Origin of the sequence: Streptomyces sp. NPDC091416, from assembly GCF_044756845.1 — a bacterium.
Classification (GTDB): Bacteria; Actinomycetota; Actinomycetes; order Streptomycetales; family Streptomycetaceae; genus Streptomyces.
In genome coordinates this window covers 43658-68499 of sequence record NZ_JBIVTU010000013.1, presented here as the reverse complement: position 1 = coordinate 68499, position 24842 = coordinate 43658, and the positions used below count along the sequence as shown (strand labels likewise).

Sequence of the window (24842 nt, the reverse complement as noted above, 5' to 3'; positions counted from 1 at the left end):
GGCGGTTTCCCCGAGGATGATGTGGGGCGCCGGTGCGTCGGCGTCCCGATCTCTGAAGGCCGTGGCTTCGGCCTTCAGGATGCGCGCTGACCTGCCTGTACTGCGCACCAGTTCGGGCAACTTCCTATGCCCGGCACCGCCACGACCAGGGCCAGGACCAGGACCGCGCCTATTCGCTGATCCCGAACACGGGCAGTCCTCTCAGCCCTCGTCCTCTCCGCCCTCTTCCTCGTCGTCCCCCTCGAAGAAGTCTCCGATCTCATCGACGACTTCGGCGGCCACCATGCCGCCGACCACGCCCACGGCGATACCGGCAGCGCCCGCCGCGACGACCGTGCCCATGCCGGGCCCGGAGTGGTGGCCGCTGTCGTGGTGATGGTGATCCTCGTAGTGGCCGTGGTCTTGGCCGTGCGCGGCATGCGCACCGTACGCCGCTCGGTGCCCGACGAGCTGCCGCATCCAGTCGTCGACGAGGGCGTTCCAGTCCTGGTGGTGGACGCCGCTCTGGCTGACGGTGAAGCGGGTGACCGCGTCATGCCCTTCGGAGAGCAGGCCGCCGCGCTTGTCGGCCTCCAGGATCACCTCCATCTCACCCGGCGTGGCGAGGAAGGTCACCTCGATCTCATTGACGGTGTGTGCGTACTGCGGGGACGGAGAAAGCTCGATCTCCTGGTAGAAGGGCAGCTGTTGGCCGGAGCCCGCGATGCGGCCGTATTCGAGGTCGGCGGACCGGAAGCCGAAGCCGAGCTGCCCGAAGGCTTCGAGGATCGCCTCCTGTACCGGGAGCGGGCCGACGACGAGCGGATCGAGGTCACCCTTGTCCTTGGCGCCGGCCACCGAGAGCTCGGTGCGCACGCCCAGGACGATGCCGAGCCCTTGCCCGTACAGCTCGGTGACAGGAGTCTCCCAGGGCAGCGTCACCGTGAACGGCACGCTGTGCTCCGCGCCCGCCGGCAGACGGAATCCGCCGCCGACGACGAACCGTTCGAAGGCGACGGCGTTGTGGCTCTCGCCGTCCTCGTGCTCGGCCTCAACCCTGGCGACGAGCTCCAGCGTGATGCTTTCGATGACGAAGTCATCGGTTCCGCCCACGAGATGGACCTGACCGGAGAGGGAACCACCGGGGACGGCGGCCCCAGCGGCGAGGACGGTGTCGACGGTCGGGCCGCCCACACCAAGTGAGCCGAGCAGTCGTTTGAACACCATCGAGGCGTTCACTCCCTTTGTGCGTAAGAAAAGTCATGAGGGACCAATGACGGCTTCCCTCGTTCTACGGGCGGACAGAAGCATATGGGTGGCGGAGGCGTCACCCCGGGCTCCTGACGCGGTGGTTGCGTGAACGTCCGAAATGGATCGGTCGACGGCCTGAGCAGGCGCTTGACTAGCAGGTTTTGCTGTGCTTTTACCATTGCCGCAGGGGTTCGAGGCGGCGACACGGCGGGTTGGCAGGTGACGCGTTGCCGATGGCCGGCCGGCCTGCGCGAGGGCGTCGAAGCAGGACTTGGCGGCGTCGCGGTCGGTGTCGCGGACCGGCCGGTACGCCGTCGCAGAGTCGATCCCGAGAGCCCTGGCGCCGTCCGTGCGTCCCTCGCGACCGCCATGCCATGTCACGGTCCGCGGCAGCCGTCGTCACTGCGACGGGATCGGGTCCGGGCTTGCTCGCCGGGACGAGGCGGCAGGGGAGGCTGCGGCGATGAGTGTCGGGGACACCGCCCCCAAGGTCGTGGCCAGGGGCGCCCCCGCCATCGCCACATGGGTCAACAACCGGGCTCCTTGTGAGAGGTGGCGCCAGGCGTTGCGTGATTTGTCATAAGTGCGTCATTTTCTCCTCGCCAGGGGCGGCGGAGTCGCCGTCCTTCCGCCCGGCCCGAACGGCATGTGACCCTACCGGACAGGTCGCACCCTGGCGCCGAACCGGCCTTGCGTTCAAGTGATTTGCCCGGTCCGTCAAGTTCCGGCAAGTGGGGCCTCCGGCGGTTACTCGCCTTTGGTCCAGACCTATTGACGGGCCCCGTCACCCCTTCTACGATCCCGTCGATCGCCGCACTGCGTCTCTCCTGTTCATCCGGGGCCGTGCGTCCACGCCCCCTCACGCACGCTCACGCCCACGGCACGTGGCGAGAATGGAGCACAGCATGTTCCGTCGGAGGATTCGTACGCTGCGCGAGACAGATGACGGGTATTCGACCGCCGTCCGGACCCCGCGCAGCTCGACCGTCCTGACCCGTACGATTGCCGGGCTGAGCGCCGCCGTCGTCGTCGGTGCCTGCGTCACCCTGGTCGGTTCCGGCTCGGCCGGCGCCGCCGACGCTGCCAACCTGGTGACCAACTCCGGCTTCGAGAGCGGCCTTTCCGGCTGGTCCTGCACCAACGGATCCGGCGAGGTCACCAGCAGCCCGGCCCACTCCGGATCGTCCGCGCTGAAGGCCACGCCGTCCGGCCTGGGCAACGCCCAGTGCACCCAGACGGTCAGCGTCCAGCCCAACTCGAAGTACACGCTGAGCGCCTTCGTCCAGGGCAGTTACGTCTACCTCGGCGCCAGTGGCACCGGGGCCACCAGCGAGCCGCAGACCTGGACGCCGAACTCCTCGTCGTACAGCGCGCTCAGCGTCGGCTTCACCACCGGTGCGAACACCACATCGGTGACGGTCTACCTGCACGGCTGGTACGGGACGCCCGCGTACTTCGCGGACGACGTGTCGCTCACCGGCCCCGGTGGCACGACCCCGCCGCCCACCACGCCCCCGCCGACCACGCCTCCGCCCACGACTCCGCCGCCCACCGACCCTCCGGGCGACGGCACCTGTGCCACGAAGCCCAAGCCGGCCGGCAAGGTGCTGCAGGGGTACTGGGAGAACTGGGACGGCGCATCGAACGGCGTCCACCCCGGCATGGGCTGGGTCCCCATCACCGACAGCCGGATCGCCCAGCACGGCTACAACGTCATCAACGCCGCCTTCCCGGTGATCCTCTCGGACGGAACCGTCCTGTGGGAGGACGGCATGGACGCGGGTGTGAAGGTGTCGACGCCGGCGGAGATGTGTGAGGCCAAGGCGAACGGTGCCACGCTCCTGATGTCCATCGGCGGTGCGGCCGCGGGCATCGACCTGTCGTCGAGCAAGGTCGCCGACCGCTTCGTGGAGACGGTCGTCCCGATCCTCAAGAAGTACAACTTCGACGGGATCGACATCGACATCGAGACCGGTCTGTCGGGCAGCGGGAACATCAACACGCTGTCCGCCTCCCAGTCCAACCTGATCCGCATCATCGACGGCGTGCTTGCCAAGATGCCGGCGGGCTTCGGCCTGACGATGGCGCCCGAGACCGCGTACGTCACCGGCGGCAGCGTCACCTACGGGTCCATCTGGGGCGCGTACCTGCCGATCGTGAAGAAGTACGTGGACAACGGCCGGCTGTGGTGGCTCAACATGCAGTACTACAACGGCAGCATGTACGGCTGCTCGGGCGACTCGTACCAGGCCGGCACCGTGGAGGGCTTCGCCGCTCAGACCACCTGCCTCAACAACGGCCTGACCATCCAGGGCACCACGATCAAGGTGCCGTACGACAAGCAGGTGCCGGGCCTGCCGGCCCAGCCGGGCGCGGGCGGCGGTTACATGGCGCCCAGCCAGGTCAGCCAGGCGTGGAACACGTTCAACGGCTCGCTCAAGGGCCTCATGACGTGGTCCCTCAACTGGGACGGCTCGAAGGGCTGGTCCTTCGGCAACAACGTCAAGTCCCTGCAGAACCGCTGAGGACCTTCACCCGGACCGGGCCGTACGGGGCCGGATCAGGGAGCGGGGTGTGGCACGCCGCAGTTGCGCGTGCCACACCCCGCGAGCCCAGCATGAACCGGACGCGCGGCCCCGGGCCTGATGCGTCCGGTCCACCGAGGCCGGACGCGTCAACTCACGTATGCCCAGCAGAACGGGGCAGCCGAGTCACCCCCGAGGCTCTCCTCCTCGTCCGAGCCCGTTCCTCGGACCGCTCATGAACCTCCGAGGCTTCGAGGACGACCCCGGGGCTCAGCTCCTGCATCGACGCGACGACCTGGTCGAGCAGCGTGTGCCCGCCGGCCTCAGGGTGCCGGAGCGGGTGGTGGCCTTCCGGTACGACGTCCTGCGCGTGGTGCCGGAGGAAGTCCACGGCGTGCTCACCGCGCGCCGAGGAAGCCGCAGCCGATCGCATGGTGGTGCGAATCGGGGATAGGTGGTGGCGGGCGTGATCCGGTCGGCTTGGAGGTGCTGGAAGCGCCGGGAGAAGAGAGGGATGTCCCTCCAGTCGCTCGGTCCGATGGCGAGGCTGAGCGGCAGAACATCCTGCTCGGGTACGTATGGGGCGGTCCAGCCGTACTGCTGCTCGTCGGTGGCGGTCAACGCGATGGAGATCGACGGGTCGGTTCCTTCCGCCGTGACCGTCACATCGTAGGTCGCTGTACCTTCGGATCCCGGTGAGAGGGGGAGCTGGTGCTGAGGAGACGCTATGACCAGCGCGTGCTGGTACTCGTCGAGGTACGCGGGGAGCAACGCGACTGGGACGAGGCGGAGCGGGTATTCGACCAGCGGGGCTGGCCGGTCGTGGCTGCGTTCGTCCGTGGTGAGGGCGCGTCGCGGGGTGTGCTGCGTGAGGCCCCCTTGGCACGGTTGTACTCCGTCGAGGTGCGGTTCTTCGGAGCCCGCAACCGGCGCACCGAGCTGGCGGCAGGCTGGCGGGTGGAGCAACTGGCACGGGCGGTCGGTCTGGAGATGTACGCCCGGCGCTGCGAACTGGTTGACCGGGACCGGGAGCAGCTGACCGGCTGGCGGGTGCATACGGTTGATCACAGACCACCCCGCGCACCCGCCCCGGGGCCCCTGACACGCATGGCGAGACTGCGCCGAGCGGTCGGAGTGTCACGCGCGCGCATCTCGGAGAGGCGCGGCTACCACGACACCGGAATGGTGGTCACGGGTACGGCATCGGAAGCCCGTCGGCTCTCCCGAATGAACCTGCCCGGAGGTTCCGCTCCCGGGGCTGCCGTCGACGTACGGCCGTTCTACGGCCGGGAGCGGAGCCATATCGTTCCGCGTCGAGAGGAGGACGGGTGGCAACGTACGTTCCGCATAGTGGCCTGGCTGCTCGTGACGGTCTTCTGCGCGGTGGTCGCCCGGCAGCACAGCGGTGTGGGGGTATGGGTATGGGCCGGCATCGCGGTGCTGTGCTTCGTAGGGGCAGCCCGGGTTGCCTACGGCCTGTTCGCGGTCGGCGGTCGTGTGGGGAGTCTCCTCGTGTGCGGTGTGACGGCGGTGTTCTTCCTCGCCCTCTCCTCCGGCATGGGTACGGAGGACGGCAGAGCCTGGACTCCGGCGCAGATGCTGTCGGTCTTCGCCGTGACGGCGACGGTGGGAGGGATTTGGCTGCTCGTCCGCCAGTGGACGTGGGGCGAATGGTTCGCCTGGGCGGCGCCGCTCGTCTTCGCGGTTGTCGTGTCATGCGTGGTGGCCTCCGGATCGGTGCTGCACGCGCTGTACGCGGACGGTCTCGGCGTGACACCCGAGGTCCTTGACGTCCCCGGGATCTGGCAGGCCACATCGGCGGTGAAGCTATTGAGCCTGCTCAGCTACGCCCTGCTCGTCCCGGCTCTCTGGGGCATCGCGAAACACGTGCACGCACCGTTCGTCAGCCCTGTCGAGCGGCTGGGAGTTCCGTTGTACGTGTGCGTCCAGCTGGCCGTGGTGGCCGTGTGCGGGTTGGGAGCGCTGGACTCGGCTCAGGAGGCGGTGGACGACTTCCGTACGGCCGCGGTCCGGAAGACGGCGCCACCGTCGTACTTCGGGGTGGCACCGGAGTGGATGTGCGTCGAGCCGACGGTTCCCGCGGCGAAACTCGGCAGCCGGGGTGGTGTTCTGAAGCCCGGGCATCCGTACCTGTCGTTCGGGGAGGCCGGAGGAACGGTATCGCTCTGGGACGCGTCGGCGGGCGGGCCGCTACAGATGCCCGCCGAGCAGATACGCCTCGTTCCTGCGGCCGACGGCCGGGTCCGGTGCACCTTCTCGTACGGAACTCTGCCGATGGACGGCTGACCTCTGTCAGCCCTGGTGACCCCCGTCGGGTTCGGAGAATGACATCTGGTCCCCAAGAGGTGCGGGCTTCGTCGTCCGGTTCCCACCTGGGGGGCGCATTTCCTGCAAGCCCCAGCAGGTCGACCACCCAGCGCAGGCAGGCGTCGCTTCCGCCACACCGGAACTGGCTATCGAGTTCCACCACCGGGCAGTCCAGCCAGCCAGCCAGCCAGCCAGCCAGCCGGTCGATCGGTCGGGAAAGGTCTGATCGCGCACCCCAATGCGTGCGAGGTTCCCCCGCAGGTCGCCGGGCCCTTTCGCCGGTGCGAGCATGGGATCGGGCGTCCACGATCAGCTGCCCGCCCGGTGAGGCCGGTCCACGCCTGGTGACCGGGAGAGGAGCAGCCCTCGTGGCCGACCATCCGATGCAGGGACCGGGCGGGGGGCCGCGCGTGTCCGAGGACGTGGCGTTCGCGCGCCGGATGCGCAAGGACTTCCAGCGCATCGAGATGGAGTACGCGTTCGCCGTCGACGAGGTGCTGACCAAGGTGTCGATCCTGCGCAGGGAATTCCTGCACCTGCACCGGTACAACCCGATCGAGCACGTCGGCTCCCGGGTCAAGTCCACCGGGAGCATCCTGCGGAAGGTGGCACGCCTCAACCTCGCTCCCACGCCTGAGGCGATCCGGGCCAATATCCTGGACATCGCCGGAGTGCGGATCACGTGCAGCTTCATCGCCGACACGTACCAGGTCCTGGAGGCGCTCATCTCGCAGGACGATGTGCGGGTGCTCCAGGTCAAGGACTACATCGCCGCCCCGAAGCCCAACGGGTACAAGAGTCTGCACGCGCTCATCGAGATTCCGGTGTTCCTCAGCACGGGCCCGGTCCCCGTGACCGTGGAGGTGCAGATCCGGACGATCGCCATGGACTTCTGGGCCAGCCTGGAGCACAAGATCTATTACAAGTACGAGGGCCAGGTGCCGCCCGGCCTCGTCGCCAGCCTGACCGAGGCCGCGCACCTTGCCGAGCAGCTCGACCATCGGATGGAGGAGCTGCACACGGAGGTGCGCGGGGGTGAGCGTTTCGAGGATGCCGCGCCGGACGTGGAGGAGCAGTTGCTGATGCGGCTGTGGGAGAGCGCCCGCTCGGGCGACGCGCCCGAGGGGCCGTCGGCGGGCTGACGTCCGCAGGCGAGAAGCGATCACCACATCCGACGGCGCGAAACGAACACCACATCCTTCCTGCTGAGGCGACCCGTGAGGTCCGACGCCTCCGTTCTGCGCCCGCGAGGTCGGGACCGGGGCCGCGCCCGGGCGCGACCTCAGCCACGGCACGGGCGAGGCCGGCAACCGTGGCGGTCGGTACGACGTGGGCCGTGCCCGGGATCGCGCGGATGTCGCTTCCCGTCCGGCAGCAACGGCTCGATCCGCCCCTCGGCTCATCCGGCACCCTCCACGGAGGACCGTTTCCCTTCCCCCCCACCGTGACTCGTCCAACGAGTCGTCCAGGAAGGGGATATGGCTACGACCCGTGCTCAGGAACCCGCAGCCGAGGGCCCGGAAACCGGGGTGCGGTCGGCTGAGCCGGGGTGATAGGTAAGCGAGGTGACAGAGAGCCTTGAGTATTCCGACCTGCTGCAACTGATCGACGAACGGTCGGCCGCGTTCCGGGACGCGGTCGCCGCCGCGCCCAGCCTTGACGCGCCGGTGCCGTCCTGCCCCAGGTGGACGTTGTCCGATCTGGTGCAGCACCTGGGTACGGGCCAGCGCTGGTGGGCCGCGGTCGTCGCCGCGGGCCCGGCGGAGGCTCCGCCGGCCAAGGATGCCGCGGAGGCGCCGCGCGAGCTCGACGCGCTGCTCGCCTGGTACGCCGAATCCAACGAGCTGCTGCTGAGTGCGTTGCGCGAGGCCGGCCCGGAGCGTGCGTGCTGGACGTGGTGGCGCGCCGGTGTGTCGCCGTCGAATGCCCGGGGCGTCGCCCGGCGCCGGGTGCACGAGGTGCTGGTGCACACCTACGACGCCCAGCTCGCCGCAGGCGCTGTGCAGCCGATGCCGGCGCACGTCGCGCTCGACGGTGTGGCCGAGTTCCTCGACACCTGCAACTCCACCCCGGCTGCCTGGCCGTACGAGGCCGCCACCGTCCGCTACCACGCCACCGAGGGCCGCTCCTGGCTTCTCGCGCTGGACGGCACCGGAGCCTGGCCCGCACCTCTCCCGGACGACGCCGCACCCGCGACCGTTTCGGCCACGGGCACGGCCGAGCAGCTGCTGCTCTTCGTCTGGGGCCGCCTCACGATGAGCGACCTGAAGATCGAGGGCGACCGGCAGGTGTTCGAGCGGCTGATCGCCTGGGAGCCCGAGGAGTAGCGGTCAGTGCCGTCGGCGGACGGGAGTGCCGCAGGGGCGCGGGTGCCCCGGCGGAGAAGAGGAACGGGGCTCGGCAAGCCTGGGGCGCGACGCTCCGCGAGCACCGGGAGTCCTGCGGCGTACAGCCGCGTCCCGGGACTCAGGCGGTGCACGCGGTCGCGGCGGGCCGCCGGCCCGCTGTGAACGCGGCCGGCGGGACACCCATGAAGCGGCGGAACTCGGCCGTCATGTGGGACTGGTCGTAGTAGCCGGCCGTCGCGGCGATGTCCGCCCATCGGCCCGCGTCGGCCGCGAGTACGGTGCGCACGCGGTCGATGCGGGCGAAGTGCTTGGGGGACAAGCCGGTGGCGTCGGTGAACAGGGCATGCAGGCGGCGCTCACTGACGTGCAACCGGGCCGCGGTCGCGGTGACCGTGGTGCCGGTCAGCAGGCGCGCCGCCTCTTCGAGCCGGTCCGACGGCTCGGGACGGTCGGCCAGTGCCTTTTCGAGCGCGGCCACCGGGTCGGCGGCGAGCCGGCCGATGTCCAGGCCCGGCAGTTCACGCAGCGGCAGGACACCGTCGGCGAGACCGTTCAGTGAACGTCCGAGCAGGGTCCCGGCCCGCCCCGGCCGCATGCGGACCCGCACACACGAGTGGCCGGGCGCGGCGACGTGATAAGCGGCCCGGGTGCGGGGTCCCATGACCACCAGCTCGCGCCTGTCGGTACGCAGGAGAAGCGTGGTGGCGTGATCGGGCACATCGACCGCCGCCGAAGTACCCGCGGTGGCGACATCGATCCCGGCCACCCACCGCACAAGGGCAGGAGGCACGAAGAGGGAATTCACGCGGCCCACGATAGTGCCGAAACTTCCTATCAGGAGGTACGGGAGCGAGGTCATCGTGGAGACATGATCCTTGTTACGGGTGCCACCGGCACCATCGGTAGTCACGTCGTCCGCCTGCTCACCGAGCGGGGCCTGCCCTTCCGGGCGATGTCCCGACGCGAGCGGGCCGGCTGGGTGCGGGCCGACTTCGACGACCCGGCGTCGCTGGCGCGCGCAGTGGCCGACGTCGACACCGTCTTCCTCCTGACCGTGCCCCCCGCCCCGACGGCGGACCACGACATCGCCCTGGTCGCGGCCGCGCGGGCGGCAGGCGTCCGTAAGATCGTCAAGCTGTCCGCCATCGGCAGCGGCGAGCGGTTCGACGGGAAGACCGTCGGAGCGTGGCACTTGGCCGCGGAGGAGGCGATCGAGGCCAGCGGGCTCGTGTGGACGATGCTTCGCCCGCCGAGCTTCGCCTCGAACTTCTTGTGGTTCCGGGCGCTGATCCAAGCCGGACAGCCGATCCCGAACCTGGCCGGCGACTCCCGGCAGGCCATCGTCGACCCGAGGGACGTGGCCGCTTTCGCGGTAGCCGCCATGACCGGCCATGCGCACGACGGGCAGCGGTACGACCTGACCGGGCCGGAGCTGCTGACGTTCGCGGAGCAGGCGGCGATCCTGGAGGGTGTGCTGGAACGGCCGGTCAGGATCACGGACACGCATGCGTCCGACCGGTTGCCGGCCGGGGTGAGCACGGGCATCGGCTGGGCGCGGGCCGGCGGTGCGGCCTACGTCACCGACCATGTCCCGCAGGTGCTCGGCCGGCCGGCGGGGACGTTCGAGCGGTGGGCACGCGATCACCGGGAGGCGTTCGAGGCAATGCCGTGACCCACTGCCGCCGCCGGGCTCTCGTGGCGCGCCGGTGTGCGCCGACCCGCGTCACGTGCCGATGCGGCGCAGGGCCAGGAGGGTGGCGTCGTCGGTGCGGTGGGGGCCGTCCAGCCGGGCCACGAGCCGTTCGATGTAGTCCTGGAGTCCGGCGTGGCCGGCGCCGGGAGCGGCTTCCTCGAAGCAGCGTTCCGTTGCTTCGAGGAAGCGTCGGGTGTCCTGGTCCGGATCGCTCGGCCGGCGTTCGGTGAGGCCGTCCGAGTACATCAGGACGATGTCGCCGACCTCCAGCGGTGTGTTGGTGGCCGTGTAGTCGGTGCCGGGCAGGACACCCAGCGAGAGGCCGGGGCCGTCGTCGGGTGTCGGCAGCTGGGTGGCGCGGCCGTCGCGTACCAGGACGGGGCGCGGGTGCCCGGCGCAGGTCCAGCGGAGCAGTGCGCGTTCGGGGTGGTAGCGGGCGATGATCGCGGTGGCGGTGGACTCGCTGCCGTCGGCGCAGGCCACCTCGTTGAGCCAGTGCGTCAGCCGTTCGACGGGTTCCTCCGTGTACGCCAGGCCGCCCAGCGCGTACCTCATCTTGGCCATCAGGGTGACCGCTTCCAGTCCGTGTCCGCGGGCGTCGCCCAGCGCGATCAGGAGGCGGCCGTCGGGAAGTTTGCGGGCCTTGTACCAGTCCCCGCCGACTCCGGCCCCGCGGGCGTCGGGGCGGTAGACGGCCGCTGCTTCGAGGCCGTAGGCGTCCAGCTCGTCCTGGAAGTGGGGCAGCACCGCTTCGCGCAGGGTGTCGGCGACTGCCGCCACGGCGTCGGCGCGCTCGTGCTCGCGATGCGCCTCGAGAGCGGAGCGCTGTGCCGCCTCGCGCCGCCGCCGGTCCGTGGTGACGTCGATGAGGACGGCCCGCAAGGCCCACACCAGGCTGCCGGGAGCGACGCGTACGGGCTCGGCGACCATGCGGAACACACGGTTGCCGCGGCCGCGCAGGCGCAGTTCGCACTCGGCGGTGCGCTTGCGCAGGATGACGTCGTACAGCGTCTGGTAGAGGGCGGGCAGGCTGTCCGGCATCGCCGCGGCGGCCAGGTCGAAGAGGCCGGGCAGGGCGGCGTCGTCGGCCAGGCCGAGCATGTGGCGAAAGCCCCGGGAGGGCTCGACGCCGTCGTCGCTGAGATTCCACTCCGCCCAGCACGTGCGGACCAGCTGCTGGGCGGCGGCCGCCATGCGGAGCCGGTTGCCGCGTTCCCAGGTCAGCAGGAAGTGGTCACCGCAGAGGGCGACACGGACCTCGTCGTTGATCCGTACCGGTCCCGCGTCCGTGCACACCAGCCACTGCACCGTTTCGGGCCCCTGTGGAGTACCCAGGCGGAGGGTGTCGGCGAGCATGCGGGGGACCGCCGTACGGGCCAGGCCGGGGAAGCGTTCGAGCAGCAGGGCCGGCGAGGTCCATGGAGGAGCGGAGCCCTGGGGGAACCGGGAGACCGCGTCGGCGCGGGCCAAGGGGTTGTGGCTCAGGTAGCGGGCGTCCCGAAGCTCGCCGTCCTCGCCGAGGACGGGGCTCAGCAGCAGGGCCGGTACGGGGAGGGCGTCGAGAACTTCCTGGCCGGAGGGCGGGAGCGGGGCGGGCGGCGCGGCCGGATGTGCGGCGGCGGGGGAATCGGTCCGGTCGCGGTTGGCGAGGGCCGTGACCCGGCGCCGTTGGGACTCCAACAGCTCCTGGATCGCCTGTAGTTCCAGGCGGGAGCGCACGCTGCCCGGAGGAGAGGGGTCGTCCATGCGCAAAGGGGCCCTTCTCGGAACGGGGATACCGACGGTGCCGGGAACAGCATCGAGCCCAGCGGCGGGGCCCGCCAGCCGGTGTGGGCCGGGTGGCGGTCACGCCCGGGTCGCGGCGCCGGGCGGGCGCTGCCGGCAGGCCGGCCCTTCACCGGGGTCCGGTGCGGGTGGGGGAGGAGGCTGCGGGCCGGAGGGCCTGCCTTTCCGGCCTCGGACGGGAAACGGCGAGGGCGGGGTCATCGGCTTCGTGCTCTCCGGCTCCGTCCACGAGCCGATCGCCACGGGCCGCCCGTCCGCGTTCACGCGTCGCTGCGTATCGGCGCGGGCGCCGCACCCGGCTCCGGATCGCGCAGGCTCGCCGAACCTCAGGGACTTCTCTGCGGAGCCGCGACGGCGGCGCTCCTGCCGAAGGCGTACATGGCGAGGGCGCCGGCCAGCGGACCGGGTGCCAGGAGGAGGAAGGCGTATCGCCAGCCGATGGCCTCGGCCAGCAGCGGGGTGAGCTGGATGGTGACCACGGTCAGGGCGAATCCGATGGCGGTCTGGGCGGTGAGGGCCGTTCCGATGTAGCGGTGGTCGGCGACCTCGCTCAGGGAGGTCGAGAACACGCCCGAGTCCGCGATCACTGCCGCACCCCACAGCGCGCAGAAGGCGAACAGGAGCAGCGAGGAGGCATGGAAGAAGAACGGGGAGACCAGGCAGCACAGGCCGCTGAGAAGCAGAGCCGCCATGGCGGCGGGTGGGCGGCCGAAGCGGTCGGCGCCCCAGCCGCCGAGCAGGCAACCCGCGGCTCCGCCGATTCCCATGGTGAGGAACACCGTGATCTCCACCGAGCCGGGAAGCTCCTGGGAGGCGGAGGTCGCCAGGAGGTAGGTCGGGATCCATGTCCACAGGGCGTAGAGCTCCCACATGTGCCCGAAGTATCCGAGGTTCGCCAGTCGTGGCCCGCGTTCCGTGAACATGTTCAGCGCGTACCTGGGATTGCGGGCAGGTGCCGACTTCGCTGCGTAGGGGCCGGGGCGGACCAGGAGCAGCGCGATGAGGGAACCCACGAAACCGGCTGCCGCGGCGGCGAGCAGCACATGGCGCCAGCGCAGCGATCCCACCCCGGCGATCAGATGGGGGAGCGTGGAGCCCAGGGTGAGGGCGGCGATGAGGACGCCCATGGTCCTGCCCCGTCCGGCACTCCCGGCCCACGAGACCATGAGTTTCATGCCGGTGGGGTAGACCCCGGCGAGGAACATTCCGGTCATGAAGCGCAGCGGGACGGCGACGGCCAGCTGGTCGGCGAGCAGGGCCAGCACTACGGTGCAGGCGGCTGCTGCCGCGGCACTGGCGGCGAGCAGACGCTGAGGCGGAATGCGGTCGGCCAGATTGAGGGTCGCCGATGCGACGGCCCCGGCGACGAATCCGATCTGCACGGAGGCCGTCAGCCACACCGCACCGCCGGCCGTGAGTCCCCAGTCGTGCCGGAGGCTGGGCACCACCGCCGACATGGAGAACCACACAGCGAGGCCGAGCACCTGCACCGCGGCGATCGCACCGCGTTGCCCACCGATGTTCACGAATAGTCCCTCATGAGTCGACGCCTTGCTCCGCCGGGAGGCGCACGCCGTGGCGGAAGGCCGACCCTATGCCCTCGGACCGGTGCGTACGGGAAGCAGCCGGGCTGTCCGGGCAGGTGATGCCGTCGGCTCGGGACACCGGTCCGGGCCGGGACGGCGCCGAGCCGCAGCGCGCCGGTGAGCGCCTTGGTGACGGCCGCGGTCCACGTGCTCCTCGGGGAGGCTGGGGCGCGGTGCGCGGCAGCGGCGGTGCCGCTGACGTCATGTGGTCCCCGGGGGCGCGGGACTCGGTGCCCGACTCGTCGCCCTTGCCGGAAGCCCTGTACCAAGTAGCTCTGAAATCAGTGTAGTTGGAGGTATCGGGAGGTGAGCGGAGGCGGCCCCGGCTCACCCGGCCGGGGGGTGGGCACGAGGGGCCGTATCCGGGATGATGAGGGAGCCGGCTGCGCCGATCGTCCAGGAGAGTGGCTGCTGATGAGAGCCTGCGTCGTCGGAGCGGGACCCGGGGGAATCGTCACCGCCAAGGTGCTGCTGGAGAACGGCTTCGACGTCACGGTCTTCGACAAGTACCAGCAGGTGGGTGGGATCTGGTCAGCGGAAGGCTGCTACGACGGGCTGGCCAGTCAGTCCGCGCTTCGCATCTTCGAGTTCGCTGATCTGCCCAACAGCCTCCACTTCGCGGGGGCGGTGGACACGCAACGGTACCTGGAGGACTACGCCAGGACCTTTGGCGTGCTGGACCGCGTCCGGCCCGGCACCGAGGTGATCTCCATCCGGCCCGTGGACGGTCCCGGGCGGACGGGCTCCTCCGGCTGGTTGATCGGCTCCCGGCCGGCCGGGGACGAGTCGGCGGAGGTCCACCGCGAAGCATTCGACTACGTGGTGGTCGCCAGCGGGGCCCACCACCACGCCCGGGTACCCGAGCTGCCCGGGCGGGAGTCGTTCCACGGGACTGTGCTGCACTCCAACGAGGTGCGGGCCGGGACGTTCACCGGCCGGCGCGTGGTCGTCGTGGGTGGCGGCAAGTCCGCGTTGGACCTGGTCACCAGGGCCGCACGTGAGGCGGCCTCGGCCACGATCGTGCAGCGCAAGGTGAACTGGATGATTCCCGAGCGGCTTCTGCTCGGGCTGGTCGGCTACAAGTGGATCCTGTTCACCCGGCTCGGCGAGGCGCTCCTGCCCCGCTACCACGACCCGGCCTGCATCCGTCCGATCGACCGCATCGACGAGCGGGTGAAGCGGGCTCTGTGGTGGCTCATCACGCGCGACATGCTCCTGTCGGCCGGGCTGTACCGGCTGCCGAAGCGGCTGCGGCCCACTCATGCGCTTCCCTTCCACCTGGTTCACGCGGGAGTGATGCCACGCGGCTACACGCGGGCCCTCCGCCGTGGCTCGATCGCCCCCAGGATCAGCGCCGTCGCGGCATACACCGGCCAGGGACTGCTCCTGGCGACCGGCGAGGAACTGCCCGCGGACGTCATCGTGTTCGCCACCGGGCACCACAAAGTGTTCCCGTTCCTGGACCCGGGCGTGGGCGTGGGCGTGCACGATTCCGCGGGCCGGCTGAGGCTCTACCGGGGCATCGTTCCTCCCGGCGCCGACCGGCTGGCGTTCGTCGGATTCCGGCAGGTCTTCAACAACATCATGGGCATGGAACTCACCGCACACTGGCTGACCCGGCACTTCCGTGCCACGCTGCGCACCACCCCGGGCGAGCAGGAGATGTGCGAGGCCATCGACGCCCGACTGGCCTGGCAGGAACGGGTCCTGCCGGGCTCCGGCGGCTACGACTTCGGTCCCTACGACATCCATTGCGCGGACGAACTCCTGCACGACATGGGCCTGCGGTCGCGCGGCGCCCGCAACCTGCCGGCCGAGTACCTGCTCCCCGGAGCGATCGCACGGCGCTACGCGGGCCTGTCGCGCCGGCGCTCGCATGCGACGGAGTGAAAGGGAGCGGCACGCAGACCGGTTCGGCGGATCCGGTGCGGACACGCGGAACCCGGCCCTTGAGCAGCGGTGCGCCCGGGCTTGTGCGGCCCGGGGCGAGGGAACAGGTTCCGACCGGTCCTGCCGCCTGCTCCCTCGCCCGCGGACCCTGCACCGTACAACCGCGCCCGGGAATGCTGTCGTACCCTCGGACGGTCAGCCCGTGCTGCACGACACCGTCGGCCAGGTCCAGGATCCGTTGGTCTGAATCGTCACCCCCCAGGTGTTCCCACTGCCGTTGGGCCTCGCGGTCAGGACCTGGGCGCTGGGATAGGCGGTGCTGACGTTCCAGGTGGAGAGGATCTTCTCGGGGGCCGGGACGTTCATGGTGACGGTCCAGTCGGCGGCGCCGGTGACGGAGACGTTGAGGTTGTAGCGGTCGCTCCACTGCTGCCCGGCGGAGAGCGTCGCGGTGCAGCCGCCGGTACCGCCGCCACCGGTCCCGCCTCCGCCGGCGCTGCCGTCGGGAGCGACGGCCCGGCCGGTCTGCGGCGAGATCATGCCTGAGCACAGACCGCGGGATGCGAGTGACTGAGCGATACGCGGGATCGCGGCGAGGGTGTTGGCCGGCCACTCGTGCATCAGGATGACCTGACCGTTGGTGAGCCGTCCCACGGCCTGCACGATCGCGTCGCTGCCGGCACCGTTCCAGTCCTGCGAGTCGACGTCCCAGATCACCTCCGTCAGTCCGTACTTGGCCTCGACGGCCTTGAGGGTGGAGTTGGTCTCGCCGTACGGCGGCCTGAACAGCTTCGGCGTTCCCCCGCCCGCGTCGGCGATGGCCTGCTGGGTCCGGGAGACCTCGGAGTCGATCTCGGCCTGGCTCTTCTGGATGAGATGGGGGTGGGTGTAGCTGTGATTGCCGACCCACATCCCGGCATTGACCTGGGCCCGCACCTGGCTCGGGGCGGAGGCGGCGTACTGGCCCTCGTTGAACATGGTGGCCCGCAGGCCGTTCTGCCGGAGAGCGTTGAGCAGGGCGGGCGTGTGGTCGTTGGACGGGCCGTCGTCGAAGGTGAGGCCCACGTAGCCGTTGCAGGCGGCGGCCTGTGCGGGAGCGGCGGCCGTGGCGGTCAGGCCCAGGGAGGCCGTCGCGGCGAGAGCGAGGCCGGCGGCCAGGGCGGCCGGGCGACGGCGGGGGAACAGACGCATGGAGTCCTCCTGGTGGCGGAGGTCCGGCCGCGCCGGGGGAGCGCGGCCGGACGCGTGGTGAAGGTGAGGGTTGCTGCGGATCCGGTGGGATCAGCTGGCGTTGCAGGTGACTGTGGGCCAGGTCCAGGAGCCGTTGGTCTGGATGGTCGCCCCCCAGCTGTTGCCGCTGCCGTTGGACTTGGCCACCAGGGTCTGGCTGTCCGGGTAGCTCGTGCTCACGTTCCAGGTGGACAGCACCTTCTCGGGCGAGGGCACCTTCATGGTGACGGTCCAGTTGGCGGCGCCGGAGACCGAGACGTTGAGGTTGTAGCGATCGCTCCACTTGTCTCCCGCGGAGAGCGTCGCGGTGCAGCCTCCGGAGCCGCCACCTGTTCCGCCGCCGCCCGTGCCGCCGCCGGAACCGCCCTCGCTCACGGTGATGCTGGAGTTGCCGCTGCTCTGGTAGCCCTCGGTCGCCATGATCATGTAGTTGAAGGAGCCCATGCTCATGCCGTGGCTCGACCAGGCGTCGAAGTGGTTGCCCGTGGTGATGGTGCCGCCCGTCCGCTTCGACTGGCGGACGCTCCAGTACTGCTTGAAGGTCTTGGTGCCCTCGATCGAGGGCTGGTTCACCCGGGTCGTCTCGTAGATGTCGTAGGTGCCCCCGTCGCTGGTCACCGTCCCCTTGAAGGTTCCGGTGGGGCGGTACGTGCCGAAGTTCTCGACGACGTAGTACTCGACCAGCGGGCTGGTGGTCCAGCCGTAGAGTGCGAGGTAGGCGTTGCCCGACGGGTTGAAACTGCCGGAGTAGTTCACGGACTTGCGTCCGCCCGTGCTCCAGCCCTTGCCGCCGACGAAGTTGCCGACGTTGCTCCACTGGTAGCCGTAGGTGCCGCCCGAGCCCAGTGTCATCGACACCGAGCCGCCGCCGTCGCTCCAGTGCGAGTAGTAGTAACCGTTGTTGGTGCCCGTCTGGTTCGAGTTGATGACGGTGTCGGCGCTGGCGGCGTTGGGCAGCAGCAGCACGGCGACCGCCGCCAGGGCGATCGCCCAGGAGCTTCTCAGCAGGGTCATGAAGCGGCCTGGTCTGCGTCTGCGAGGCGATGGCACGGGTGCGCTCATGTCGGTGTCCTCCAGAGGATGGGATGGCGGAGCGATACCGGACGGCCTCCTGCCTCCTTTCCCCAACACAGCGGATCTGTCGCGTGGTTGGGCTCATTCGGCAGTCGGCGGACGATGTCCGGCCCGATCACGGAGTCTTGGTCTGCCCCTGACAGCTGTCAATAGTTTCGGCAAGTGTTGCGAAACCTTCGGTCTCATCGGGGAGGGGGTGTGAGTGATGTATGCGCAGTTCATGAGGCAAGTCGAATGGATGGAACGTGTTGCTTGTTGTCGGTGGTGGGATGAGTGATCCATTGTGAGTCATGGCTTGCTTCGAAACTTTCGAACTCGCTCGACCGGTGTGCCGCTCCGGCGGGAAGGTCGGTGCACTGGCCGCAGCGCAGAGTTATTTGACCGATCGTTCCAGATGGGTCTAGGGTCCTCGATGTGGCCAGGACCAAGGAATTCGACCCGGACGCCGCGCTGCAGTCGGCCCTCGAGCTGTTCTGGCGGCGCGGCTACGAGGCGACGTCGGTGGCGGACCTCGTCGAGCATCTCGGTATCGGGCGCGCCAGTATCTACGCGACCTTCGGCGGCAAGAACGAGCTGTATCTGAAGGCGATGGACCGGTACGCCGAGATGCGTGACCCGCTCCTTCTGGCCGAGCTGTCCCAGCCCGGCCCCGCCCTTCCCGCGGTGCGGGCGGTGGTGCGCCGCTTCGCCGAGGAGGCGGCCGCGCCGCAGGAGCGGCTGAACGGCTGCTTCGTCACCAATACGGCGGCCGAGCTTGCCCCGCACGACCCCGCGGCGGCCCGCCGGGTCGAGATCAGCTGGGAGCGTCTGGAGGTGCCGCTGCACTCCGCGCTCGTGCGGGCGCAGGCCCAGGGTGAGCTCTCCGGGGACCGTGATCCGCGTGCGCTGGCCCGCATGCTGCTCGTTCTGCTGCAGGGCATCCGGGTCGTGGGCAAGGCGTCGAACGATCCGGCCCGGGTGCGGGACGCGGCCGAGCAGGCGCTGACGTTGCTGGACTGAATCACGTTCGACGGAGTCCGCGGGTGCGGCCCGGGTGTGTCACCGGGGGCCTTCGTGGTCCCTTGTGCGCCTTGCGCGTGGTCAAATAATGGAACGCTCGGTCAAATATCAGGGGGAGACATGACCGCCGCGAGCGCCGCCATGCGGTACCGGTACGCCTTCGCGCTTCTCGGCGTCGTCCAGACCGCGTTGATCTTCACGCTCGCCGCGATCGCCGTTCCGCTGCCCCGCATCGGGACCGAACTGAGCCTGGAACGCGCCGACTTGATTCTGCTCAGCGCTGCTTACGGGCTGACCTTCGCCGGGCTGGTGCTCCTCGGCGGACGCCTGGCCGACCGCTACGGCGGGCGGCGCACCCTCACCGCGGGCCTGGTGCTCTTCGCGGTCTCCTCGGCCGCCGCCCCACTCGCCCCCGGTATCGGGGCCCTGCTCGCGGCGCGCTTCGCCCAGGGCGCGGGCGCGGCACTCGTCGCACCGGCCGCCATGGCCGTGCTGCGCGCCGTCTTCCCCTTCCCGCCCGACTACGGCAAGGCGATGGCGACCTGGGGCGGCCTCTCCGTTCTCGGCGCGACCGCCGGCAATCTGTTCTCCGGGGTCATCTCGGCGCTGCTTTCCTGGCGTTGGACCTTCGCCCTGCCGCTCGTGGTGGCCCTCGCCGCCCTCGCCCTGACGCCGCGGCTGCTGCCGGACACCGCACCGAACCCGGGCAGGAGCCTCGACCTGCCGGGCGCCGTGCTCGCCACCGCCGGGATCACTCTCGTCAGTTACGGGCTCGTCGTCACCGACGCCCGGCCCTGGTCATCGGCCGGCGTGCTCGTCCCGCTGCTCGGTGGGACCGCGCTGCTGGCGGCGTTCCGGTACGCCGAAGGCAGGGCCCGCGACCCGCTGCTGCCTCCCCGCTTCCTGCTCGACCGGCGGCGGTCCCTCGCTCTCGCGGCCATCGCGTCGAGCGCCTGCGGGACGGCGATGACCTTCGTGGTCCTCTCGCTCCACCTCCAGCAGGTGCGCGGCTGGTCACAGGTGCAGACCTCGGCCGCCTTCGTACCGTTCGCCGTCGCCCTGATCGCCTCGGGCCGGGCGGCGGGACCGCTCATCGGGCGGTACGGGCCCCGCGCGGTCACGGCCGCCGGACTCGGCACGGGGGCGGCCGGGCTCATCCTCCTCGCGTGCACCGGGCTCGACGCGCACACCGGCTACACGTACGGGTTGCTGCCGGGCCTCGTGCTGCTGCCGGCCGGTACCGCGGCCTCCTTCGCCGGCGCCTCCGTCCTCGCCACCGACGGCGTACCGCAGGAGCAGACCGGGCTCGCGGGCGGCGTGCTGAACACCGCGATGGAGTGCGGCCCGACCGTTCTCCTCACCGTCCTGCTCGCGCTCGGCAACGACGCCGCCGCCCTGGCTGCGACAGGGACCGTCCTCGTCGCCGTGGGCCTCTCGAACCACCGCACCCAGTAACCAGCACCCAGTACCCAATAAAACCCTTCAACCAGGGAGTCGTCGAAATGAACCGCTTCACCGGCAGGACCGTCCTCGTCACCGGCGCGGGCTCCGGCCTGGGCCGCGCCATCGCGCTCGCCTTCGCCGCCGAAGGCGCATCCGTGGTCGCGGCGGGGCGCACCGCGGCCTCCCTGGACGAGACGGTCGGCCTCATCGAGACGGCCGGCGGCACGGCGGCCGCGGTGACCGTCGACGTCACCGACTCCGGCCGGCTCCAGAACCTCGTACGCGAGACCGTCACCCGCTTCGGCGCACTGGACATCGCGGTCAACAACGCCGGCATACTCCGCGGCGCCGTACCCGTCGGCGAGGTGAGCGAGGAGGACTGGAACGCCGTGCTGCGGACCAATGTGACCGGCGTCTGGCTGGCCATGAAGCACGAGATCGCCCATATGAAGGAGAACGGTGGCGGCACCATCGTCAACATCTCCTCCAATCTGGGCGCACACCTGAGGATCCCCAACGCCGCCGCGTACATCACCTCGAAGGCGGCGGTCTCCGCGCTGACCCGCGCCGCCGCGCTCGACCACATCCACCAGGGCATCCGCATCAACGCGGTCAGTCCCGGCGCCTCCGCCGCCCCCATGTCGCTGCGTCCCGGTGAGACCGAGGCCGACCGGGCCGAGCGGGTGAAGACGGAGAATCCGCTCGGCCGGCTCGCGGAGGCCGCGGAAGTGGCGGCCGCGGTGCTGTATCTCGCCTCGCCCGCGGCCGGCGCGGTGGTTGGCACCGACCTGGTCGTCGACAGCGGGGCCTCGGCCTGACGGGACGGGCCACCGGCGGGCGGACCGTCGCCCGCCGGCGCTCCCGGGGCGTACGTCTCCGGGAGCGCCGCGTGCCGGCGGTCCGGACGGGAAGGTGCCCGGCCTCTGCGGGTTCAGGGCCTCGCGCCGCGGCCTGCGGTGGACGGGTGCCCGCCGGAGCGGCCGGGAACGGGCATACCGAGGTCCGGTGACGCCTTGGTCCGGGTGTGGGGCGTGACTGCGCACGGCGTCTCTTTCGTCCGGAGGAAACGGCGGGTGGACGGGGCCGGATGCTGCGGCTCGGCGCACTGGACTCCGGCCCTGTACCGGTTTATCGAGGAGGAACGTAGGGGCGTGTCGTGTGGCTGTCAATCAGTCGCGCTGCTTCTGTTTTTGCTGGTGAATGACTGCCCGATGAGTCACCTCTGGGCTGGCCAGGGGGTTTAGCGGTTTAGTTTTGTGAGTCACGACATGCGAGGTGGGCGGATCGTGAACTCGCTCTTGACAGGGTCGTAACGCCCGGTGCCTCATGGTGTGGCGACGACCCGTTCGAGCCGCATCCGGCCGAAGTCGCAGTCGGCCGACGTCAGTTGTCCGGCACCGCCCCCACCCTCACGACGCCCGCGAAGCCTGCCTTCGGCGACACTCCCGCCGACGTGCGTGCGGCGCTCACCCAGCGTGCCCGCAGGGGCCGAGCGATCGTCGGACATCGTTGTCACGAGGCGCTGCCCGCCCGGTGACGTCGTCCCGCTCCGTGCTCCTTCCCGCACCCCACCCCACCCGCATGGGTATCCGAGGAGAGAAATGCGAAAGCCGAGAAGCACCCTGATCACCACGGCGGGCATGGCGTTCGCCGCCGCCCTGGGCCTGCTGGGCTCGCTCGCCGGCCCTTCCGTCGGCGCGGCCGAGGCCGCGCCCACCGGCATCCGTGTCAGTGACGGACGGGTGGTCGAGGCGAACGGGAACGCGTTCGTCATGCGCGGCATCAACCACGCCTACACCTGGTATCCGGAGCAGACGACCGCCATCGCCGACATAGCGGCCAAGGGCGCCAACACCGTCCGCGTCGTCCTCAGCAGTGGCGACCGGTGGACGAAGACCAGCGCCTCGCAGGTCTCCGCCCTCATCGGCCAGTGCAAGGCCGCCGAGGTCATCTGCGTGCTGGAGGTGCACGACACCACCGGCTACGGCGAGGACGGCGCCGCCACCACCCTGGACAAGGCCGCCGACTACTGGATCGGCGTGAAGAGCGCGCTGGCGGGCCAGGAGGACTACGTCGTCGTCAACATCGGCAACGAGCCGTACGGCAATACGAACGCCGCGGCCTGGACCGGTGCGACCAAGAGCGCGATCAGCAAGCTGCGGAACGCCGGCATCGACCACGCCCTGATGGTGGACGCCCCCAACTGGGGCCAGGACTGGTCCGGGACGATGCGGGACAACGCGGCCTCGGTCTTCGCCTCCGACCCCGACCGCAACACCGTCTTCTCGATCCACATGTACGGCGTGTACGACACCGCCGCCGAGGTGCAGGACTACCTGCACCACTTCACCGACAACAAACTGCCCATCGTCGTGGGTGAGTTCGGGGACCAGCACAGTGACGGCAATCCGGACGAGGACGCCATCATGGCGACCGCGCAGTCCCTGGGTGTGGGTTACATCGGCTGGTCCTGGAGCGGCAACGGCAGCGGCGTCGAGTACCTCGACATGGCCAACGGCTTCGACGCGAACTCCCTGACGAACTGGGGCAACCGCTTCATCAACGGCGCCAACGGCATCGCCGCCACCTCCGTGACCGCCACCGTCTACGGCGGCGGTGGCGAGCCGGGCGGCGGGGGCGGCACGGCGCCCAACGGGTACCCGTACTGCGTCCACGGCAGTTCGTCCGATCCCGATGGTGACGGGTGGGGCTGGGAGGACAACCGGTCCTGTGTCGTCCCGGGCAGCGGCGCCGACGGCGGCGGGACCGGCGGCGGCACGGCGCCCAACGGGTACCCGTACTGCGTCCACGGCAGCTCGTCCGACCCCGATGGTGACGGGTGGGGCTGGGAGGACAGCCGGTCCTGCGTCGTCCCGGGCAGCGGCGCCGACGGCGGCGGGACCGGGGGCGGTACGGCGCCCAACGGGTACCCGTACTGCGTCCACGGCAGCTCGTCCGACCCCGATGGTGACGGGTGGGGCTGGGAGGACAACCGGTCCTGCGTCGTCCCGGGCAGTGGCGCCGACAGCTGACAGCGCGCGTGCGGGGGGCTCCCTCCCCCGTTCCCGTGCGCCGGGGCGGGCGGACGGTCTCTCGCGCGGATCCGGTAGCCGGTCGTCGGGCCGGCAGAACGGCCCGCCCGCTCAAGAATCCTGAGAGCGGAGCGCAGTGGCAGCCCGAACTCCCTTGAGACGGGCTGCCACTGAGCATCGGGGGCGAGGCGCCGGGCGGCGTCCGCGCGGTGTCGAGCCCGAGGACGGCTCAGCCGCGGACCGTCGCCAGTACCTCGTCCCGCACGGCATGCATCAGCGGCTCGCTCACCGCTTCCACATTGAGCCGCAGCAGCGGTTCCGTGTTGGACGGCCGGAGGTTGAACCACCAGTCCGGACCGCTGACCGTCATCCCGTCCAGGTCGTCGACCGTCGTGTCCGGGCGGGCCGCCCAGGCCGCGCGTACGGCGGCGGTGCGACCGGCCGGGTCGGTGACGGTGGAGTTGATCTCGCCGGACGCCGCGTAGCGCTCGAAGCGGCCGGTCAGCGCGGACAGCGGGCCGTCCTGGGTGCCGAGGGCGGCGAGGACGTGGAGGGCGGCCAGCATGCCGGTGTCCGCGTTCCAGAAGTCGCGGAAGTAGTAGTGCGCGGAGTGCTCGCCGCCGAAGACGGCGCCGGAGCGGGCCATCTCGGCCTTGATGAAGGAGTGGCCGACGCGGGTACGGACCGGGGTCCCGCCCGCTTCGCGGATCACCTCGGGCACCGCACGGGAGGTGATGAGGTTGTGGATGACCGTGGCGCCGGGGTGCCGGGCCAGTTCACGCGAGGCGACCAGGGCCGTGATGGCGGACGGCGAGACCGGGGCGCCGTTCTCGTCGACGACGAAGCAGCGGTCGGCGTCGCCGTCGAAGGCGAGCCCGAGGTCGGCGCCTTCGGCGCGGACGCGGGCCTGCAGATCGACGATGTTGGCGGGCTCCAGCGGGTTGGCCTCGTGATGCGGGAACGTGCCGTCGAGCTCGAAGTACATGGGCACGACGGTCAGCGGCAGACCGGCGAGGACCGTGGGCACGGTGTGTCCGCCCATGCCGTTGCCCGCGTCCACCACGACCTTCAGCGGGCGGATCGCCGACAGGTCGACGAGGGAGTGCAGACAGGCGGCATACCCGGCCAGGGTGTCCTGCGCGGTGACGGAACCCGTGCGGCCGGCGGGGACCGGGGCCCCGTGGTCCGACCACTGCTCGACCAGGGTGCGGATCTCGGTGAGACCGGTGTCCTGGCCCACCGGCTCGGCGCCGGCACGGCACAGCTTGATGCCGTTGTACTGCGCAGGGTTGTGCGATGCGGTGAACATCGCGCCGGGCAGCGAGAGCGATCCGGAGGCGTAGTAGAGCTGGTCCGTCGAGCAGAGGCCGATCTCGGTGACATCGGCGCCCTGGGCGGTGGCGCCGCGGGCGAAGGCCCGGGCCAGGCCGGGGGAGGAGGGCCGCATGTCGTGGCCCGTCACGATCGCCTCCGCCCGCGTGACCCGGACGAACGCGGCGCCGAACAGCTCAGCCGTCGACTCGTCCCACTGGTCGGGGACCACGCCCCGCACGTCGTACGCCTTGACGAGTCCGGACAGGTCGGTGCGCGGCTTCGCGTCGGTCGCGGGCGTCGTCATCGGTGTCTCCTTGGGCGGGGCGGGGCGGGGCGGGGCGGGGCGGGTTGAGGTGGGACGGAAG

17 protein-coding genes and 1 pseudogene are annotated in these 24842 nt (G+C 70.6%); 11 read left to right on the top strand and 7 right to left on the bottom strand.

Going from position 1 to position 24842, the window contains the following annotated elements:
• Positions 1 to 201 precede the first annotated feature (201 nt).
• Positions 202 to 1206: a sporulation protein gene (locus ACIQMX_RS31940; protein ID WP_402483331.1), complete on the bottom strand. Its 1005-nt coding sequence runs from the start codon at positions 1204 to 1206 to the stop codon at positions 202 to 204.
• Between the two features lie 917 nt (positions 1207 to 2123).
• Here ACIQMX_RS31940 and ACIQMX_RS31935 point away from each other — a divergent pair.
• From ACIQMX_RS31935 to ACIQMX_RS31915, 5 genes and pseudogenes are all read left to right on the top strand, one after another.
• Positions 2124 to 2654: pseudogene (locus ACIQMX_RS31935) on the top strand (carbohydrate binding domain-containing protein); the annotation flags it as partial.
• Positions 2655 to 2834: 180 nt separating this feature from the next.
• On the top strand, positions 2835 to 3755 hold the full coding sequence (locus tag ACIQMX_RS31930; RefSeq protein ID WP_402483601.1) for a chitinase: 921 nt from the start codon (positions 2835 to 2837) through the stop codon (positions 3753 to 3755).
• 711 nt (positions 3756 to 4466) lie between these two features.
• Positions 4467 to 6062 (top strand): NnrS multi-domain protein, encoded by a 1596-nt coding sequence (locus ACIQMX_RS31925; protein WP_402483329.1) that lies wholly within the window; start codon positions 4467 to 4469, stop codon positions 6060 to 6062.
• Between the two features lie 389 nt (positions 6063 to 6451).
• The gene (locus tag ACIQMX_RS31920; RefSeq protein WP_363076797.1) at positions 6452 to 7225 is read left to right on the top strand and encodes a GTP pyrophosphokinase family protein; all 774 of its coding nucleotides are present in this window, start codon (positions 6452 to 6454) and stop codon (positions 7223 to 7225) included.
• 423 nt (positions 7226 to 7648) lie between these two features.
• Entirely contained in the window at positions 7649 to 8410 is a 762-nt protein-coding gene (locus tag ACIQMX_RS31915; RefSeq protein ID WP_402483326.1) for a maleylpyruvate isomerase family mycothiol-dependent enzyme, read from the top strand.
• A 139-nt stretch (positions 8411 to 8549) separates the two neighbouring features.
• Here ACIQMX_RS31915 and ACIQMX_RS31910 read toward each other — a convergent pair whose 3' ends face one another.
• A complete protein-coding gene (locus tag ACIQMX_RS31910; protein WP_402483323.1) occupies positions 8550 to 9236 on the bottom strand; it encodes a helix-turn-helix domain-containing protein in 687 nt (228 codons plus the stop codon).
• 63 nt (positions 9237 to 9299) lie between these two features.
• On the opposite strand from ACIQMX_RS31910, the gene ACIQMX_RS31905 reads away from it, so the two are divergent.
• Positions 9300 to 10103, top strand: coding sequence for an NAD(P)H-binding protein (locus ACIQMX_RS31905; RefSeq protein ID WP_402483320.1), 804 nt, complete (start codon positions 9300 to 9302; stop codon positions 10101 to 10103).
• A 51-nt stretch (positions 10104 to 10154) separates the two neighbouring features.
• Here the strand turns inward: ACIQMX_RS31905 and ACIQMX_RS31900 are convergent, their stop codons facing one another.
• On the bottom strand, positions 10155 to 11870 hold the full coding sequence (locus tag ACIQMX_RS31900) for a PP2C family protein-serine/threonine phosphatase (RefSeq protein WP_402483317.1): 1716 nt from the start codon (positions 11868 to 11870) through the stop codon (positions 10155 to 10157).
• 365 nt (positions 11871 to 12235) lie between these two features.
• A complete protein-coding gene (locus tag ACIQMX_RS31895; RefSeq protein WP_363076787.1) occupies positions 12236 to 13435 on the bottom strand; it encodes an MFS transporter in 1200 nt (399 codons plus the stop codon).
• A gap of 474 nt (positions 13436 to 13909) precedes the next feature.
• Between ACIQMX_RS31895 and ACIQMX_RS31890 the strand changes: the two genes are divergently transcribed.
• Positions 13910 to 15385 carry a flavin-containing monooxygenase gene (locus tag ACIQMX_RS31890; RefSeq protein WP_402483314.1) on the top strand — a complete coding sequence of 492 codons (1476 nt, stop codon included), beginning with the start codon at positions 13910 to 13912 and terminating at the stop codon, positions 15383 to 15385.
• A 195-nt stretch (positions 15386 to 15580) separates the two neighbouring features.
• Here the strand turns inward: ACIQMX_RS31890 and ACIQMX_RS31885 are convergent, their stop codons facing one another.
• Positions 15581 to 16576 (bottom strand): polysaccharide deacetylase family protein, encoded by a 996-nt coding sequence (locus ACIQMX_RS31885; protein ID WP_402483311.1) that lies wholly within the window; start codon positions 16574 to 16576, stop codon positions 15581 to 15583.
• 90 nt (positions 16577 to 16666) lie between these two features.
• On the bottom strand, positions 16667 to 17629 hold the full coding sequence (locus tag ACIQMX_RS31880; protein ID WP_402483308.1) for a glycoside hydrolase family 11 protein: 963 nt from the start codon (positions 17627 to 17629) through the stop codon (positions 16667 to 16669).
• 474 nt (positions 17630 to 18103) lie between these two features.
• On the opposite strand from ACIQMX_RS31880, the gene ACIQMX_RS31875 reads away from it, so the two are divergent.
• The 4 genes from ACIQMX_RS31875 to ACIQMX_RS31860 all read left to right on the top strand — a co-directional run bounded on the left by ACIQMX_RS31875 (position 18104) and on the right by ACIQMX_RS31860 (position 23163).
• Positions 18104 to 18688, top strand: a complete 585-nt coding sequence (locus ACIQMX_RS31875; RefSeq protein WP_402483305.1) for a TetR/AcrR family transcriptional regulator — start codon at positions 18104 to 18106, stop codon at positions 18686 to 18688.
• Positions 18689 to 18808: 120 nt separating this feature from the next.
• Positions 18809 to 20143 carry an MFS transporter gene (locus tag ACIQMX_RS31870; RefSeq protein ID WP_402483302.1) on the top strand — a complete coding sequence of 445 codons (1335 nt, stop codon included), beginning with the start codon at positions 18809 to 18811 and terminating at the stop codon, positions 20141 to 20143.
• A 47-nt stretch (positions 20144 to 20190) separates the two neighbouring features.
• The gene (locus ACIQMX_RS31865) at positions 20191 to 20949 is read left to right on the top strand and encodes an SDR family NAD(P)-dependent oxidoreductase (RefSeq protein WP_402483299.1); all 759 of its coding nucleotides are present in this window, start codon (positions 20191 to 20193) and stop codon (positions 20947 to 20949) included.
• 783 nt (positions 20950 to 21732) lie between these two features.
• Positions 21733 to 23163, top strand: a complete 1431-nt coding sequence (locus ACIQMX_RS31860; RefSeq protein ID WP_402483296.1) for a cellulase family glycosylhydrolase — start codon at positions 21733 to 21735, stop codon at positions 23161 to 23163.
• A gap of 229 nt (positions 23164 to 23392) precedes the next feature.
• Here the strand turns inward: ACIQMX_RS31860 and ACIQMX_RS31855 are convergent, their stop codons facing one another.
• On the bottom strand, positions 23393 to 24781 hold the full coding sequence (locus ACIQMX_RS31855; RefSeq protein ID WP_363076769.1) for a phosphomannomutase/phosphoglucomutase: 1389 nt from the start codon (positions 24779 to 24781) through the stop codon (positions 23393 to 23395).
• Positions 24782 to 24842: the final 61 nt, after the last annotated feature.

Coding starts and splice junctions, on each gene's coding strand:
- ACIQMX_RS31940 (WP_402483331.1), bottom strand. CDS start 1,206: ATGGTGTTCAAACGACTGCTCGGCTCACTTGGTGTGGGCGGCCCGACC.
- ACIQMX_RS31905 (WP_402483320.1), top strand. CDS start 9,300: ATGATCCTTGTTACGGGTGCCACCGGCACCATCGGTAGTCACGTCGTC.
- ACIQMX_RS31900 (WP_402483317.1), bottom strand. CDS start 11,870: ATGGACGACCCCTCTCCTCCGGGCAGCGTGCGCTCCCGCCTGGAACTA.
- ACIQMX_RS31890 (WP_402483314.1), top strand. CDS start 13,910: ATGAGAGCCTGCGTCGTCGGAGCGGGACCCGGGGGAATCGTCACCGCC.
- ACIQMX_RS31885 (WP_402483311.1), bottom strand. CDS start 16,576: ATGCGTCTGTTCCCCCGCCGTCGCCCGGCCGCCCTGGCCGCCGGCCTC.
- ACIQMX_RS31880 (WP_402483308.1), bottom strand. CDS start 17,629: ATGACCCTGCTGAGAAGCTCCTGGGCGATCGCCCTGGCGGCGGTCGCC.
- ACIQMX_RS31870 (WP_402483302.1), top strand. CDS start 18,809: ATGACCGCCGCGAGCGCCGCCATGCGGTACCGGTACGCCTTCGCGCTT.
- ACIQMX_RS31865 (WP_402483299.1), top strand. CDS start 20,191: ATGAACCGCTTCACCGGCAGGACCGTCCTCGTCACCGGCGCGGGCTCC.
- ACIQMX_RS31860 (WP_402483296.1), top strand. CDS start 21,733: ATGCGAAAGCCGAGAAGCACCCTGATCACCACGGCGGGCATGGCGTTC.
- ACIQMX_RS31855 (WP_363076769.1), bottom strand. CDS start 24,781: ATGACGACGCCCGCGACCGACGCGAAGCCGCGCACCGACCTGTCCGGA.